The organism is Bacillus cereus group sp. N14 (genome assembly GCF_016483555.1).
Taxonomy (GTDB): domain Bacteria; phylum Bacillota; class Bacilli; order Bacillales; family Bacillaceae_G; genus Bacillus_A; species Bacillus_A wiedmannii.
Map to the genome: position 1 here is coordinate 73591 of NZ_JAEHBQ010000021.1, position 17635 is coordinate 91225.

Genomic DNA, 17635 nt, shown 5'->3' on the forward strand with positions numbered 1-17635 from the left:
TCTCACCTACTTATCGTTTTATGTTGAAGCGCTCTATACACATGACTTGGTAATTGGATATTTAATTTACTTTGAATAAACTGACTCGCTCTCAATAACTTCTCTTCATCAATATTCGTTTGGACCCCTAACTTATGGAGCATATAAACTAAGTCATCAGTTGCAACATTACCTGATGCTCCTGGTGCATATGGACATCCACCAAGACCACCACAAGAACTATCAAATGTTGTAATACCATATTCTAATGACTTAACTACATTCGCCAGAGCCATTCCATACGTATTATGGAAGTGCATTGCAAACTGCGAAGCATCATATTTCTTTAATAAATGCTCTAATACTCGCTCTACTTGTAGTGGATTCGCTACACCAATCGTGTCACCAAGAGATACTTCATAAATGCCGTATGAAAATAGTTGATTACATAATTCGTCAACTGCTGTGGCACTTATATCCCCTTCATAAGGACATCCAAATACAGTAGAAACATAGCCTCTTACCTTTTTCCCTTCGAACATTGCCTGTTTTGTTATATCTTCAATTACAACTAATGCTTCTTTAATTGATTTATTAATATTACTTTTATTATGAGATTCACTTGTTGATAAAAAAACATTCACCTCATCTACATTTTGCAAAAAAGCTCGTTCCAAACCATTTTGATTTGGAACAAGCGCTGCATAAGTAACATTGGGATCCCTTTTCAGCTCAGAAAATACATCATTTGCATCTGCTAATGCAGGGACCCATTTAGGGTGAACGAATGAGGAAACTTCAACGTACGATAATCCCGCCTCTGTAAGTAGTTGAATCCATTTTACTTTATCTTTTGTGCCAACAATCTTTTTTTCATTCTGTAAGCCATCACGTGGCCCGACTTCTTTAATGACAGCAAAATTAGGTAGTTTCAATTCGCTTCCCCCTATATCTCCCTATTCAATTTCTAGTAATACATCTCCTTCATTTACAAAATCGCCTTCTTGCACATTAATTTTCATAACTGTGCCAGCTTCTTCTGAAATGATTGGAATTTCCATTTTCATAGATTCCAAAATGACGACATCCTGCTCTTCCTCTACTGTATCTCCTACTCCTACAACAATCTTCCATACATTTCCTGCCATCGATGCATATACCTTCGTCATCATTTTTTCCCCCTTAATATTGTTAAATCTTATTTTTTAACAAGTTGTTTCGTTACAAAACCCGTTGTATAAATACCACTTTTGAACACATCGTCTTCCAATACTTGAAGTAACATTGGCGTGTTCGTTTTAATACCTTCTATTTTTAACTCTTCTAGAGCATCATGTAATTTCGAAATTGCTTCATCACGAGTCTCACCATGAGCAATGACTTTCGCAATCATTGGATCATAGAAAGGTGTAATCGTTACTTGATTCTCTAAAAAATGATCGATACGAACATTTTTTGGAAGCATTAAATCTGTAATTTTCCCAGGTGATGGGAAGAACGTTTTTGGATCTTCTGCATAAATACGTGCCTCGATGGCATGACCACTACGTTTTACATCATCTTGTGTAAATGATAGTTTCTCACCGTATGCAATTAGAAGTTGTTGTTCTACAAGATCTAAACCAGTAATTTCTTCTGTAACTGGATGCTCTACTTGTAATCTCGTATTCATCTCTAAGAAATAAAAGTTCTTCTGATCATCTACAAGAAACTCAACTGTACCTGCGTTTGTATAGCCTAGAGCTTTGGCAGCTTGTACAGCAACTTCTCCCATCGCTTTTCGCGTACCTTCATCTAAAAATGGTGAAGGTGCTTCTTCAATTACTTTCTGATTTCGGCGCTGCACGGAACATTCACGCTCCCATAAATACACTGTGTTACCATGTGTATCTGCTAAAAGCTGAATTTCAATATGATGTGCATCTGCAATATAGCGCTCTAAATACATTTCTCCGTTACCGAAGAAGTTTTGTGCTCTTGTTTTGTTACTTTCAAATGCTTTGGTGAGCGTTTGCTCAGTTTCCATCAACTGCATTCCAATGCCTCCGCCGCCTGCGGATGCCTTCAGCATTAATGGATAACCAATTTGTTTTGCAATTTCAATTGCTTCTTCAGCAGTTTCAATATTTGTAGTAATACCTGGAACTACTGGGACATCTGCAGCTTGCATTGCAATACGAGATTCGATTTTACTTCCCATTTTCGTAATGATTTCTTCTGATGGACCTATAAATACAATCCCTTCTTCTCTACAGCGAACCGGAAAAGACGGATTCTCTGATAATAATCCATATCCCGGATGGATTGCTTCAGCATTTGTCTTCTTAGCTATTTCAATAATTTTTTCAAGGTTTAAATAGCTTTCTTGGACACGCGACCCACCTACTAAGTAAGCTTCATTTGCCATTTTTACATGAAGGGCATTTTCATCAGCCTCAGAATAAATAGCAACAGTGCGAATGCCAAGTTTTTGACAAGTTTTTATAATACGAACTGCGATTTCCCCGCGATTAGCAATTAATATTTTTTGAAACATAGTGATTCCTCCTTTTTATCTACATCCTAAATGTCTTGCAATTACGAGACGTTGAATTTCAGAAGTTCCTTCACCAATTTCTAATAGTTTTGCATCACGAATATGTCGTTCCACTTCATATTCACGCATATAGCCGTATCCACCGTGAATTTGTACCGCTTGATTTGCAATACGACTAGCAGCCTCAGATGCAAATAACTTTGCCATAGCCGCTTCTTTACCGAAAGGTTTATCATTATCTTTTAACCAAGCTGCTTTATGTACTAAATTACGTGCAAGTTCTACTTCAGTCGCCATATCAGCTAATTTAAATTGAATCGCTTGGAAATTAGAGATTGACTTTCCAAATTGTTGACGTTCTTTCGCATATTGCAGCGCACGTTCAAATGCAGATTGTGCAATACCTACTGCTAATGCTGCGATTGAAATACGTCCTCCATCAAGTGTATATAAGAATTGTTTAAATCCTTTATTTACATCACCAAGAATATTTTCTTTCGGTACACGTACACCATCAAGTACGATTTCACATGTATTAGAAGCACGAACACCCATCTTATCGTAAGGACTTGAAATCGTTAATCCTTCACTTGTAGTCGGTACGATAAATGCCGAAATACGCTTTCTACCATTATCTTCAACACCGTTGATAGCGGTTACAATAATTGTATTTGCATACTCTGCATTTGTAATCCAACACTTTTCACCACTAATAACATACTCGTCTCCATCTAATACAGCTTTCGTTTGTGTACCACCTGCATCAGATCCAGCGTTCGGCTCAGTTAATCCGAAAGCACCTAATGTTTTACCTGACGCCATTGGAACTAAATATTTCTGTTTTTGTTCTTCTGTACCGAAATAATAAATTGGAGAAGCACCTAATGAAATTGTTGCAGCGTAACTTAATCCTGTCCCACCACAAGCACGACCAATTTCTTCAACTGCTAACGCGTACGATACAGTATCGCCACCTGAACCTCCATACTCTTCAGGGAATGGGATACCTAATAATCCTAGTTCGCCCATTTTTTGAAATGTTTCATATGGAAATTCCGCAGTTTTGTCATAATACACAGCTTTCGGTGCGATTTCCTTTTCAGCAAAGTCACGTACCATTTCTTTAATCATTTGTTTTTCGCGAGTTAGAGTAAATTCCATTCCGCTACACACCCCTTATCGAATATTGAGTTTCGACAGCGTGCGAGTTTCTACTACAAACATTACGAATTAAAAGACACGAATATTAGTTAGACAATTGCTATAATTCTGTCATAACTCAATTTTAAAACAGATTCTGTACTAATGCACAAAAAAATTCCTACATTGTTCTACAACAACATAGGAAGTTTTGTGTCGAATTATGTAATTTATTGTTTAATAATCTCTACCTTTTCCCGAATCAGAAATTTCTACTAAAGCTTCAGGGTATGGTTCAAAATATGTTTGTCTTAATAAATACTTATCGTCAAATCGAATGGCCCATGATTTTAAAATTGTAAGTAAGCTACTAAGCGGGACTTTCTTTTCTATATACTTTTGTATCAAATCTAAAAAATGATCTTTTTCTTGTTTTTTCAACTTTGTTTTAAAATATCCAAAAATATGCTCACATACATTTACATTCGATGTATAGCGGGGGGTGCGCATAAATAATTCATATAAAGTCTTCTCATAGTTTTCAAATACAACTTCAATCGTTTCATTTTTTTGATTTGCAATAATACGCCCTAATTCTTTTTGTTTCACTTGATTATATGCCATAAATAAATACTTATAGTCTGATTGAAATGATACGAGTTCTTTTATGTTTTTAGTATGTTTAATCATTTTGTAATGCGCGATTGTAAACAGTCTTGTAAAGAAATGTTCTCTAATAATAAAATTCGACAATCTACCCTCTTCTTCAATTGGAAGATGCGAAAATTTTTTTATTACTGCTCCGCCAAATAAGCCAGATCCCTTTCCTTTTACTGGCGCTTTTTCAAAACCAGAATAAATTTTCACATCGCGCGTACCACAACTTGGCGAACGATTCTTTAAAATAAAACCATCCACATCGGATATCGTTTGTAAAAAGTCATTTGAAAATTGCTTCATTTTTTCAGTTACATCTTCTCGTGTCGACGGCTGTACAAGCCTATTCACACCATTTTCTTCTACAATTCGTATCGTTTCACGAGGAGTCCCCAATCCGATCTCGACTTCTGGACAAACAGGTATAAATGTAACAAATGGCTGCAAATTTCGTATTGTTACATCTGGTATCATCTCTGCATTATAACGACAGGCATCAAATTCTAAACATTTACTTACAACAATTGTTGGTTTTGCAAATTGCCGCATTTCATTACCTCCATGGTATCAATCCATACAATCTAAATTGTACTGATATTAGTATCTTAAGCAAAGTCTGTTTATATTGATTATTTTTATAATAACTATAAATTTAATGCTATATCAACTGCAATTCAAATCTATTTCGTATATGTATTAACAAGTTCTTGTACAAACTTGTTAAAACTTTTTTGTCTAAACACAATCCATCTTTACTAGCATAGTTACAGATTCTTTCCTTTCCTCTTTACATTTAAATTAAAATAAGCCTTAATATGAATTTTAATCCCAAGTTATTTAGAATATATTCTTTAAATTTGTACATTATAGACTGAGAAAGTATTACTTGTAGTTAGGGTGTTCCAAATGAATTTTAGAAACCTACTTTCTTTATTACGGAACATTTTCAGAAGTATTTTTTCTTTGGTAAGAAATATTTCAAAAAATCCATTCAGTTTAAGGAGACATATTAAAATGGGAGTATTAAGTGGTAATCCCCAAAATGAACCAATGCATTACGGAGAAGTCTTTGCAATTTGGAGTTATCTTGCAGGGGCACAAGGTGCAATTGCTGGTTACCAAGTTCTTGTCAATCATACTGGAGACGAGGACTTAAAAAAGTTTTTAGAAAATCTTATAGAAAATGATATCCAATCAGAAGTTGAAGAACTAAAAAACTTGTTAAAATCAAACGGTGTGGCATTACCACCAGCACCTCCAGAACGTCCAGTTGCATCTATTGAAACAATCCCTCCTGGTGCTCGTATTAATGACGCAGAAATTGCAGCTAAAGTTTCTATGGATCTTGCTGCTGGACTAGTAGCATGTAGCCAAGCGATGGGACAATCACTTCGAGAAGACGTAGGAATGATGTTTGGACAATTCCATATGAAAAAAGCACAAGCAGGTGCTACTTTACTACGGTTAAATAAGAAAAAAGGCTGGATTATTCCTCCCCCTTTACATGTTCTTCAATCTGATCAAGCATAACATGGCATAAGCGGTTAACTTTTGTTAACCGCTTCGTTGTATTTACCTGTACTTTTAATAATGGAGATTAAAGATAGTTCTAATAATTTTAACTTTATGATTTAGATACTGTGATACGAATAATGTACAAAAGCAATGGAAAAATTAATACATAAGAAAGGAGGGGAAATTTATGAAGAAAAAATTATCATCTATTTTAAGTGTTTTAGCACTATCTATTATGTTTTTAGGCACATCTGCCCAAGCTGAATACGATGGAAATCATATGAATAGAGTTAATAACACTGATATGTCAACTCGAGTTAATGACAATAACTTGAACAGAGTTAATAATGATGTGAGAACTCGAAATGTAAATACGACAAATGATTTAAATAATAATCGTGATAGAAATAATAATTGGGCTTGGCTCGGTTTATTAGGTCTAGCAGGATTATTAGGTCTTAGAAGAAGAGACAAAGAAACACGCTAATTCAAAATATTTTTAGTAAACAAGTACTTATTTATCAAAATTGTATAATGAATATAAATCGCCTTTTTAAAGGCGATTTATTATTTGCTTAAAAATAGTATATGAAATTCACACATCAACATATTTTTACTTATGATTAAACCTATTAAATTACATTTATTTAAATACAAAAAATCAAACCCCTAAAATGTTGTTATAGTTAGATTCGTGGCGTTAATCCATACAATATAAATTGAATCGTATTTTCAATCTCCACTTCATCATCCCATTTTTCTTCAGGCAATAATAAAAACCTTGTTAATAGTAAACCTAATACAGCTGATAAAGTAAGACGTAATACAGAAGATGGAGGCATCTCAATAATTTCCCCTTCTTCTTGAAACTTTACAATCAACTTTTTAAAATGTGAAAGTAACTCTGTTTCTACTAAATGTTGTATTTCGTTTTTCAATTCTGGCTGAAATGGCACTTCTTGAATTAATATTTTTATCATTGGAAAATGCTTTTTTGCAAATTCAAATCTATTATGAATAACAACTCTTAGCAGCCCTTCATACGATTCATACTGCGATTTGAAAATTTCCTTTGCGAAGGCTTGTACAAAAAATGGTGCAGCAAACTTTGTTAATGTCGGCATGACGACTGCTAACAATAAATCTTTTTTCGTTTTATAGTAGCGGAAGATTGTTCCTTCCGCTACACCAGCACGCTTTGCAATTTCACTTGTAGAAGTTGATGCATATCCTTTTTCTCCAAACATATCAACAGCTGCCTCTAAAATACGCATTTGACGTTCATTTCGTTTATCCGTATTAGTTGCGGCAATTAATTCATCCAACCAATCCTTCTTCATCTATAATGCCCCTTTGTATCATCATTATATTTTCCGATGTTTCTTTAATGCAAATACATTCCCTATTGCAAATAATAGAGAAAAAAGTAGTAATACAGTTAGATCTAACGCAATCTCTGTAAATCCTTGATTTCGAATCATCACTTGTCTCATTGCGTCAGCTCCATATGTGAGCGGAAATAATTTCCCTAACATTTGTAGCCACTTATTCATAGATTCAATTGGAAACAACCCAGAAAAGAAAATTTGGGGCACAATGACAAGCGGTATGAACTGGATCATTTGAAATTCATTATTTGCGTATGCTGATAAAAACGTCCCTAAAGTTAATGCCGTTAAAGAAAGCAGGCATGTAATAAGTAGTGTTAGCCATATAGAGCCAGCTACATACAAGTCTAAAATATAAACTGAAAAATTCACGATTATAATTGATTGTATAAACGCAAAGATTCCAAAACCAATAATATATCCTACAACTATTTCCCATCTTCTCACTGGAGTGGACAATAACCTCTCTAATGTACCACTTAAACGTTCTCTAACAAAGGAAACTCCAGACAATATAAATACAAAGAAAAATGTAAAGAAACCAATCAATACGGGACCAAGCCCATCAAACATTGTAAAGTCTTTAGAGCCATGTAAGTAATTTACCTCAGGCTTCATAACTGATACTTCATTCTTTTCTGTACTCTTTTGTAAAACTTGAAGTACAGCACGATTTTTTGATGAATCACTTCCTTCTAATAAAAGATTCATTTTCCTATTCTCTAAATAAATTACTGCATCTACCTTTTGCAGTTCTAACTCTGAAATTGCTTTCTCTTTGCCGTATTCATAAATTGAGGCTTCTTGAGTTTTCATTGTTTTTACAATAGGAGCAGGCACATCAACTACAGCGATATGCGGTACATAGTCTTTTTGTGTAAACACTAGAGACAATAACCAAAGTAATAACATTGGTGCCCCAAACATCATCGCTAACGAACGTTTATCTCGAAAAAATTGGCGAATAATACGAATGATTACACCAGTAACTCTCATGATAGAGCCACCTCTTCCAACAAAAAGACATCTTCAATCCGTCCTGATGATACCCGTTTTTTCAATTCTTCAGGTGTTCCAGTCGCAACTAGCTTCCCTTCTCTAATTAATCCTAGGCGTTCACAAAATTCAGCTTCATCCATAATGTGCGTCGTTACAATAATAGTTGTGCCTTTCTTTTTCAAATCATAAAATTTTTCCCAGATTGTTTTTCTAAGAAGTGGATCTATCCCCACTGTTGGCTCATCTAAAATTAATATTTCAGGTTCATGAAGGAGTGCTATCGCTAATGATAAACGCTTCTTCATCCCACCTGAAAAATGCTGCACTTGCTGTCTTATATGTTGTGATAATTGTACAAGGTCAAAAACCTCTTCGATTCTTTCTTTTTTATGTTTTCCCTTTAATCCATACATCGTTGCAATAAAATCTGCATTTTCATATGCTGATAGTTCTTCATATAATGCATCAGCCTGAGCCATATAACCAATTCTTTTCATTTCATTTAAATTAGGCATGTTCGTGTTGTATACAAGCACTTCACCTTTCGTTGCCTCATTAATACCTGCAATCAATTTAATAAGAGTCGTTTTCCCTGAACCTGAAGGCCCAACTAAACCAAATATCTCTGCTTTTTCAACTTGCAATGAAAGATTGTGTAACACTTCTTTTTTTCCAAAACTTTTTGATACAGTCCGTAAAATAATGGCAGGTTGCTGCACGTATTCTTCCCCCTTTTCTAAAATGAGTGAGTACTCACTTTTATTTTACTCTTGCGTAATTATATGTCAAACTTCATTGATTAGTATGTATTTTCAATCTTAAACAATGAAACAGAGTCGACATTAGAATATCATTTCTTAAAGTCGACTCTGTTTCATTTAAATTATATATTTTATTTTACGTTTTTAAATTCATATATTTCCTAATTCTAGCAACATCTAAAGAATATTCGATAACTAATTGCTGTAACGGTAATATAACTGTGTCGGGATATAAATGGGCATATTGTAATGTTTCTGCATATTTTTCTAACCTTTTTTCTAAATACTTTATAATTTGATCAGGATGACTTACTAATAAGCATTTACAATAATAATGTATTTGTTCCTCAATCGCCGTATACTCTTCAATTTCATATTCTTTATGCATGTGTACACCCCTTTATGTTTTTATACAGATTCCTTATCACACTTTTCACTCGACTAATTTTTAAGTTTTTTGATTATTTACACTATAACAAACTTTACGGGTCAAATTTTGTTACTTTATGTAACGTAGAAAATTTTTAACAAAATTGTAATGTTAACTTGTATAAATTACATATGGCTTATTTTTCTATACAAAAAATCGTACAGTTCAATTTAACTGTACGACTACAAGTTCTGGTCTATTGAAAATTCTTTGCGGAATGATACTATTACCTAGTCCTCTACTTACTACTATAGACGTATTTTGTTTTTCATATAAACCGGCTGTATATGTAGGGAGAACCCCTTGATTTGGAGCAACTAAACCTCCGATAAATGGCAATCTAACTTGCCCTCCATGAGCATGCCCTGATAACACTAAATCTATTTGCTCATCAGCATACTCTGTTAAAAATTCAGGCCTATGGGATAGTAATACATTATATGTATCCGGCTGCATTTCAAATTTCGCTTTTATAATTTCATCTTTTACAACATTTCCTTCATCACGGTTTCCAGTAACAAATTCCGGATCATCAATACCAAGTATATGTATGTCTTGTCCCCCTATTTGAATACTTACATGTTCATTTCTTAAAACAGTAACATGATGTTGCTTCAACTCTTTCTCTAAATCATTATATTTTCCTGACCATTTTTCATGGTTTCCTGTCACAAAATAGACGGGATACTTCTTTACAAGTTCTCGGATTAGTTCCATACTAACTTCCGGATCGTATGATTTACTGTCAATTAGATCACCCGTAATAGCAATAATATTTGGATTTATGCTTTTTACTTTTTGAATTAAAGTTTCTTGATTGTCCCCAAATTTTTTATTATGTAAATCTGAAATTTGGAGGATTTTAAATCCTTTAAAAGCGGAGGGAATTTTACTGGAGGTTATTTTAACCTCAGTTATACTTATTAAATTGTTCTGTAAATATAAAAAGATACTACTACCTACTAATGTAGCAATAAGTAATATAATTCTTTTAGCCTTCTTGTTCATATTTCCTCCTAAAATTTTGATCAGTACTACAATTCTCAATAAACATTCCGTGCCCTTCGAATTCAGAATAACTGAAACTTTTTAATTGATTTGAAGTATTTTCATAGTGTTATACGTCTCTAATGAACACTTAGCTGGTTTCCAATCCCATTCGTATTAACTGCTATAAAGTGGAGCTTTAATATCCTAGGTTTCCTTCATGAGTGTATGATATCATGCTCATTTTCTAGTGGACTTATAACAACTCACTGGAAGCTCTTCATCATATTATCATTTATCTTACTTAGTTTAATAACGATATAATGATAATTCCTATAGTTTTTTATAAAAAAATTGTGTATTTTTCTCGAAGTATATAATATATTTGCTTGCAAATATATTATTACCACTATGATTTTAATTTGTTTAAAACGTACATAGAGAGAATTGAAACACTAAATTACCTTATGAAAAGTCATTATTATGTTATTAGTTAGAAAATTGAAAAAATATGTGTAGATAGATATCATTGTGAATGAATATATAATTAATTTTAATTTCCTGACATAATTTCACATAATTCTTAAACTAGTTTTTTGCGTGCATTATGAAATAAAATATTGCATCGTGTCAGTCTTTAAAAGATTATATATCATAACTTTAAGGGAGGAAGGAAAACTATGAAAATGAAAAGAAAAATCATGATGTCAACAGCACTTGCAGCTACATTAGCAACAGGTGCACTACCTACTACATCAGTGTTTGCTGCAGAAAAAGAGGCTTCTATCCAACAACAAGAGGCACTAATGAGTATTCAACCATTAGCACAAAATAATTTAGAAACAGCTGTTAATGCTGCCTTAAATGGTCCAGAAGTCAAAAAAATAAAAGTGTTTGAGCATGAATTTAACGTAAAAGAAATAGAAGTAGTAAATCTAGGTGCAGGAAAAAAATATGTTAAGGGACAAATTTCACATCATTTAAGTTTCCGTCCAGATGATCAATTTTATTATGAGTTTACTGTGCAAGATGGAAAAGTAGTAGATAAGCCTGTATTTAATATTGATAGAGGTGGTTGGACACCATTTGCTGCTCCACTTTTATCAATTCTTGCTGCGTATAATGGAATTCCAGTTAATCCAAATGATTTAAATACACTTGGTCAACAGATTGGTAAAGTTATAGATGGAAGCTGGGAACATGCAGCCCAATCTATCGCAACTGTAGTTAGTCTAAGTTTTAATGAGTAAAATGTTTTAATTTTTATTAGCATTGTAGGGACCACTTTTCCTAAATAGCCTTGTTATAAGAAATTCCTGAAACAGCTATAAATAGATTTTTACCGCTCACTCACATTATCTTAATTTGTTAACCACCTTATCATTCATACTATGTCACAAAATAGAAGTCTTTTTAAGGCTTCTGTTTTGTTTGTATACAATACAGCAAAAAGCTTATTTTTACCTATCTATGCTTCAATTTTTTAAAAATCCGTTTGGCTATTAGATATAAATTATTACAATAAACTAATAATATCTTAAGTTAGCTCACTACCTCTTTTTAATTACAAAAATTCATTACATTAGGAATAAAAAACAATAAATATAGTAAAAAACCATCTTATTATAGCTATTGTTTAAAAGTCAGGAGAGATAAAATGAACAAAATAAAAATGAGAAATTTCTTTAAAATTAGCATCCTCACATGTTTTACACTAGCAAGTTTAAGTACACCATCTCCTATTTTAGCTGATAGTCATCCAGGTTATTCCTATGAATCCAATATAGGATATCAAAATCCATCGTGGATGTCGAAGGTAGCAGATTCAACAAAGTTAAGTGAAATATCTATTCCAGGTACTCACGGTACAATGGCTTTACATGGAGCAAGTTTTCTTGATGAAAATTTGACAAGAAATCAAACTATGAGTCTACCCCAACAATTAAATTCTGGAATTCGATATGTAGATATGCGTGTTAAACGTGTAAAAGATTCTTTTGCAATGTACCATGGTATTGCAAATCAAAAAGCAGTGTTTGAAGATGTATTAAAAGAGGCAATTCAATTTTTAAAAGATTATCCGACAGAAACAATTTTAATGCGCTTAAAAGAAGAAACTACTCCTGAAAGTGGATCACTATCATTTGAGGAGATATTTTTAAAATATAAAAACGTTAATGCTTCATATTTTTGGGATCCTAATTCAGTACCAACTTCAGATAGAAACAACCCTACTTTAGGAAATATCCGGGGTAAAATTGTAATCTTACAAAACTTTACATCCTCTCAATTGTACGGTATTGATTACGAAAGTTTGAATATACAAGATAAATTTGAAATTGGAAGCGGTCCAGACGAAATATACGGAAAATGGCATACGGTAAAAACCCATCTGCAAAATGCAAATACTAACTTTAATAATGGAAAAATATATCTCAACCATTTTAGCGGTACAGGTGGTGCAGCCGCATTTTTAAATAATGTATATCCTTGGTTTGTTGCAAGTGGAAAAGAGAACAGAAATACTGATAGTAGTCCTAAGTTGATTCAAACGAATTTCACTAATGCGTGGAGTGATTTCCCCCGCGATAGAAATGGACAAGTATATTATGGTGGTATGAATACACTTGGGACCGAACTCTTGCAACAAGGTGGAATTAAACATTCTGGTATCATCGCAGCTGACTTTCCTGGGCCAGGTTTAATTGATAGTATCATTAAATTAAATGGTATACATTCGAATGAAAAAGAAATATTAATTTCGCAAATTTCATCCGAATCTAGCCCTTTATCCGGACAAAAAAACCGATCCAGTCAAAACTTTAAAATTGATAGTTTACCTGTAGGTACTAAGGAATTAAAATGGGTTATTGAGCCTTCAGAAAAAGATCATCCTTCTACTATTTCTTTCAATGTAATGATTGATGTTTCCCTAGGTACAGATTCTACTCGTTGGAAAAATATTTCACATGGATCTAGGACTGAAGCTTACACGAATACTAAATATTATATTGCAAGTCCAATTGGTGCCACTAACAAATTTACAGTGAAAATATACGCTATTACAAATTAGAAAATAAAGAATCCCAATGGAATTCCATTGGGATTCTTTAATAATTTCATTTCGTATATGTTGAGATGGAGATTAAAAACTTCACCCCTGTTTCGGTATTGCACATAGAATTAGTGATAACTACCCTTCCCCGCTTATCATTTATTCAAAACTGGCTTCCAAAGCGATAGGGCAAAAATCCAATTTGAGTCGCCATTTCCTTGATGATTTTGAACCGCTTCATACACTTTTCCTTCATGTACTACTCTATCACCTTTAGTATATGCCTTTCTTGCATCCCATTTTTCATATGTGGAATCCTCTGACTTTGTCGTTACATTCAAAACATCACTTCTACTAGATTCATTTCCAGCTAAATCAACCGCCGTCACTACATACTTATACGATGTATTAGTCTTCAAATCTTTATCCATAAAGGATGTATTATCAGCTGCCCCAATTTTATTCATAACCCCAGCGCTTTCTCTATATACAATATAATGGTCAACACCTACATTATCTTCAGACGGACTCCACATCAAATCAACAGTTGTCGCTGTTTTACTCATACTATGTAATCCTTTCGGTTGAGTCGGAGCTTCTGTATCTGGAGTTTCATTTGTTGTCTTAACCTTTAGTTTTTCACTTTCTTTTGATATGTTTCCAGCAGAGTCTAATGCCTTTATAGTATAGGTATATTCCGCATTTGCTTTTAGTTTTTTATCAGTAAAAGTTGTACCTGGTACCGTATCAATTACTTCTCCATTGCGTAACACTTGATATTCTTTTACACCTATATTATCAGTAGAGGCCTTCCATGTTAGTGCAACACTATTGGCAGAAACTTTAGACGCATTTAATCCAGTTGGTTGACTTGGAGCTACTGTATCGGGAGTTTCATTATTTACTAGATTTACATCAATTACATTATAAAACGCATTTGACGTATCTGCTACATCCCATACAGCTAAAATAACATGATAACCATTTCGATCAGTTGGTACATTAATTGTATGTGTTAAATTATTTGATGCGGCCGAACCGTCATGGTTCACAGTTCCAATTGGTTCTAATTCAGCACGTGTTAATGGTTTATTAGGATCCCATCCCTTTTTTGTAATGTAATAATGCCATTTACTTGTAGAATGTGCCGCTGTATATTTCCATGTAAATGTATTTGCTCCACCCATAATCGTATTTTTAAACCAGCGATTTGATGTTTGTTGGTCAAGAATTCCTCCAAATAGTCCTCCTGCCGAAGCGATTTTCCCATCAATCGGTCCACCATCTGGGAATCCTTTAGGTGCTTCTAGGCTTTGAGGCTCGTACATTATATTTCCACAATTTAAATTCAATGCTCCATAATTCTGACTACATAAAGCAGCACGACTGCTTGGCTTTTCAACAAATCCATGTGCATACGCACTTTGAGGAATCATTGTAATAGCCGTCATCCCTGCAGCTAAAACACAAGCACCAATTCCTTTTTTACTTTTTCTTAATCTTTCAAATTTAGATGTAAATTTCAAATTCATTCTTGTCCCCCCAATATATTATTGTTATCGCTAATATAATAGCAATATAAAGATAAACGAACAAATTACTAGTAAATATACTAATATCACTCATACATTGTTACATTTATTATTATTTTTAATCTCATATAAAAATAAAATAAATACAATAACTCTATTTTGTAACATTATGTATTAATAGAGGAATAAAATCCTTATATTATTTCACAAAAAATTCAAATATTAATTTAAAGAATTATATTTACCCTCATGCTGAAAAAATACAATTTTAAAGTAAAAAAGTCTGGAAGAAGCTGATTAAATCAGTCTCCTCCAGACTTCACACTTCTACTATACAACATACATACAAGTCATTTCCAAGGCTAAATTCACACATATTTTCTAAACCCGAAAAAACACAATAAATAATCTGTTTATATTCAAATGGTGAATGCACACAAACCCTTTAATCTTAGATACATATTCCTATAAAATACCTCTAGATATCCAACTTAACTTTATAGTACTTGTGAATAGTCATCTTTTACCCTGTGAATCCTTACTTTAAACAAATCATCTAGAAATTGATAATGTAAGGTAAAAAGAGAATTGACAATCCAATTCCCCCATAACATTCTATTAATTTATTATATGATTTTTACCTAATAATGTACAGGAACAAACAAAAAACTTCAGTGTGATTGCAATTATTATAAATATAAACGTTTTTAGGGTGAAACGTTTAAAGGGTACTTTACTGAATTGTTATTAACTGCTCCTGTACCTAGTATTTAAATTAACTTATGTCAATATATTTTACAATACAAGTGTTAAACGTTACATATTTCTATATTTAATGATACATTTCATCAATATAGCCCCCTAATCTTTAGGCCAAATATAGAAATTTAGGCTCGTTAGGATTTAATTGTGGAATTCTCATCATTGCAAATGAATTGATTAGGCACATAACTGTCACAAATTAATTACTTATCTATTTTTTCAACTATGAAAATTTTATTACCACTTCAATATTTACTCTTAAACTAAAACACATTTATACCTACAATTAATTTATTATCTTTCAAAAGAGTCGATAGTTTTATATTTTTTATTTTTTTATTGTACATTTGTACATTTGATGTTAGGATTATGCCTATTAAAATTGAATCCTAACGATTCTTCTTTATAATTTCTATATTTTAAATACCAAATAAAAATATAGATTCTGAAACACGATCAAAATCAGAACAAAAATGTCGTTATTTTACAATGATGTCGTGGAATACCTTTAGAATGGAAAGATACATGCAACAACGTGTTAAGGGGTTACAGGGGGAACAAAAATGAGAGACTTTTTTGATGATAAGTATAAAAATATTGAATTAAAAAGGAGGTTAATAAATTTAATAAGTGACATTAGCGAGTTCAAAGGAAAATTAGCTGCTTATCAGGAACAAAACCCTGACATATTTAATAATTTAGAAAAAACTATACCACTACATTACATAAAAAATTTCACAACTATTTATGAAGATGTAAAAGTTCCTAATAAAAGATTAAAAGAGCTTATTTTAGATGATATAGTACCTCAAAATATTTCAGAAGATGCTATTTTTTGTTATTATCAAACACTTTCTTTTGTACATAAAAACTCCTGTACTTTATTAATTAATCCAGCAACTATACAGGAATTGCATTTTCAACTAATACATTACATTACCTCGGACAGTGCCAAATGGCGTGAAAAACCTTTTATCATTCCAGGAATTCCAGAACATGGAATGCACTTGAATAGTTACCGCATTCTTCCGCATGAACTTATTCCACAGTTTATGGAGCAATTATGTGATCAATACAACTCATTAAATACTAGTAAGGGGCTACATTCACTTTTATTAATAGCTCGTTTTATATTAAATTTTTATTGCATAGTCCCTTTCAATCAAGGTAATAACAGGCTGGCATTTATGTTAATACAATTGCTGTTAATTAAGAGTGGACATACATTTGTAAAACATGTATGTTTGGATAAATATATTAAGAAACATGAATCTGATTATTACAATTCGATTTATAAATCTTCGGTGAATTGGTACTGCGAGGAACATAATAATAGCTTTTGGTTAAAAACGTTTTTAACAATTATATTAGAGGCTTACAAAGATCTTCATAACACAGTTCTAGATTCTATATGTAAACATACTAAAGTTGAGAGAATCCAGGATTTTATACTTAAACAAAAACAACCCTTTACTAAGGAAAGTATTCGTAACACTTATCCAGACATTGCAGAGAGTACAATTAGTAAGGCATTAAATTCCTTGCAATTATTTGGCCATATTAAGCTAGTTACAAAAGGACGAAACGCAACGTGGATTAAAATTTGAGCATACTTTCAAGATACCTGAGGTTCAAAAATTCAATTATAACTTTATCATTGAATTTCATGACTTTGAACTCATATTCATTGAATTTCACTTTAATTTTTAGCTATTATTACTTTTTTAGTTATTTCTAATTCCAACAAGATATTTTATAGGAAAAGGTCCGCTTTCCTCCGCCTTTTCCTATAAAAAAATTAGATATAAACATAAAATAATTGTCGAAAAAAGTCGTATTTTAATATTTTTTCTTTATTTTCTGGTTGTAAACGTTTCAATTTCATGTTAACATC

16 protein-coding genes are annotated in these 17635 nt (G+C 32.6%); 5 read left to right on the forward strand and 11 right to left on the reverse strand.

Annotated features, from left to right (window positions below; genetic code table 11):
- Positions 1–2: 2 nt before the first annotated feature.
- From mvaB to JDS82_RS23440, 5 genes are all read right to left on the reverse strand, one after another.
- On the reverse strand, positions 3–914 hold the full coding sequence (mvaB, locus tag JDS82_RS23420; protein ID WP_199714033.1) for a hydroxymethylglutaryl-CoA lyase: 912 nt from the start codon (positions 912–914) through the stop codon (positions 3–5).
- Between the two features lie 21 nt (positions 915–935).
- Positions 936–1151: an acetyl-CoA carboxylase biotin carboxyl carrier protein subunit gene (locus JDS82_RS23425; protein ID WP_001987345.1), complete on the reverse strand. Its 216-nt coding sequence runs from the start codon at positions 1149–1151 to the stop codon at positions 936–938.
- 26 nt (positions 1152–1177) lie between these two features.
- Positions 1178–2515 carry an acetyl-CoA carboxylase biotin carboxylase subunit gene (locus tag JDS82_RS23430; protein WP_199714034.1) on the reverse strand — a complete coding sequence of 446 codons (1338 nt, stop codon included), beginning with the start codon at positions 2513–2515 and terminating at the stop codon, positions 1178–1180.
- A 15-nt stretch (positions 2516–2530) separates the two neighbouring features.
- On the reverse strand, positions 2531–3676 hold the full coding sequence (locus tag JDS82_RS23435; protein WP_000397276.1) for an acyl-CoA dehydrogenase: 1146 nt from the start codon (positions 3674–3676) through the stop codon (positions 2531–2533).
- Between the two features lie 216 nt (positions 3677–3892).
- Positions 3893–4861 carry a YbgA family protein gene (locus tag JDS82_RS23440; RefSeq protein WP_001248620.1) on the reverse strand — a complete coding sequence of 323 codons (969 nt, stop codon included), beginning with the start codon at positions 4859–4861 and terminating at the stop codon, positions 3893–3895.
- Between the two features lie 465 nt (positions 4862–5326).
- Between JDS82_RS23440 and JDS82_RS23445 the strand changes: the two genes are divergently transcribed.
- A complete protein-coding gene (locus JDS82_RS23445) occupies positions 5327–5842 on the forward strand; it encodes a DUF3231 family protein (RefSeq protein ID WP_000538613.1) in 516 nt (171 codons plus the stop codon).
- 172 nt (positions 5843–6014) lie between these two features.
- Positions 6015–6314: a WGxxGxxG family protein gene (locus JDS82_RS23450; RefSeq protein ID WP_064056238.1), complete on the forward strand. Its 300-nt coding sequence runs from the start codon at positions 6015–6017 to the stop codon at positions 6312–6314.
- Positions 6315–6513: 199 nt separating this feature from the next.
- Here JDS82_RS23450 and JDS82_RS23455 read toward each other — a convergent pair whose 3' ends face one another.
- The 5 genes from JDS82_RS23455 to JDS82_RS23475 all read right to left on the reverse strand — a co-directional run bounded on the left by JDS82_RS23455 (position 6514) and on the right by JDS82_RS23475 (position 10413).
- On the reverse strand, positions 6514–7167 hold the full coding sequence (locus JDS82_RS23455) for a TetR/AcrR family transcriptional regulator (RefSeq protein WP_000711163.1): 654 nt from the start codon (positions 7165–7167) through the stop codon (positions 6514–6516).
- A gap of 24 nt (positions 7168–7191) precedes the next feature.
- Positions 7192–8211, reverse strand: coding sequence for an ABC transporter permease (locus JDS82_RS23460; RefSeq protein ID WP_001266752.1), 1020 nt, complete (start codon positions 8209–8211; stop codon positions 7192–7194).
- Positions 8208–8933: an ABC transporter ATP-binding protein gene (locus tag JDS82_RS23465; protein WP_064056237.1), complete on the reverse strand. Its 726-nt coding sequence runs from the start codon at positions 8931–8933 to the stop codon at positions 8208–8210. Before JDS82_RS23465 ends, JDS82_RS23460 begins: the two co-directional genes overlap by 4 nt.
- A 178-nt stretch (positions 8934–9111) precedes the next feature.
- Entirely contained in the window at positions 9112–9363 is a 252-nt protein-coding gene (locus JDS82_RS23470) for a hypothetical protein (protein WP_000548621.1), read from the reverse strand.
- Between the two features lie 207 nt (positions 9364–9570).
- The gene (locus JDS82_RS23475) at positions 9571–10413 is read right to left on the reverse strand and encodes a metallophosphoesterase (RefSeq protein ID WP_199714035.1); all 843 of its coding nucleotides are present in this window, start codon (positions 10411–10413) and stop codon (positions 9571–9573) included.
- A 659-nt stretch (positions 10414–11072) separates the two neighbouring features.
- On the opposite strand from JDS82_RS23475, the gene JDS82_RS23480 reads away from it, so the two are divergent.
- Together JDS82_RS23480 and JDS82_RS23485 are read left to right on the forward strand one after the other, a co-directional pair.
- Entirely contained in the window at positions 11073–11642 is a 570-nt protein-coding gene (locus tag JDS82_RS23480) for a methyltransferase (protein ID WP_199714036.1), read from the forward strand.
- A 407-nt stretch (positions 11643–12049) separates the two neighbouring features.
- Positions 12050–13465 carry a phosphatidylinositol-specific phospholipase C gene (locus JDS82_RS23485; protein WP_199714037.1) on the forward strand — a complete coding sequence of 472 codons (1416 nt, stop codon included), beginning with the start codon at positions 12050–12052 and terminating at the stop codon, positions 13463–13465.
- A 137-nt stretch (positions 13466–13602) separates the two neighbouring features.
- Here the strand turns inward: JDS82_RS23485 and JDS82_RS23490 are convergent, their stop codons facing one another.
- Positions 13603–14979, reverse strand: a complete 1377-nt coding sequence (locus tag JDS82_RS23490; protein ID WP_001049445.1) for a lytic polysaccharide monooxygenase — start codon at positions 14977–14979, stop codon at positions 13603–13605.
- 1325 nt (positions 14980–16304) lie between these two features.
- On the opposite strand from JDS82_RS23490, the gene JDS82_RS23495 reads away from it, so the two are divergent.
- Positions 16305–17348 carry a Fic family protein gene (locus JDS82_RS23495; RefSeq protein WP_199714038.1) on the forward strand — a complete coding sequence of 348 codons (1044 nt, stop codon included), beginning with the start codon at positions 16305–16307 and terminating at the stop codon, positions 17346–17348.
- Positions 17349–17635 lie beyond the last annotated feature (287 nt).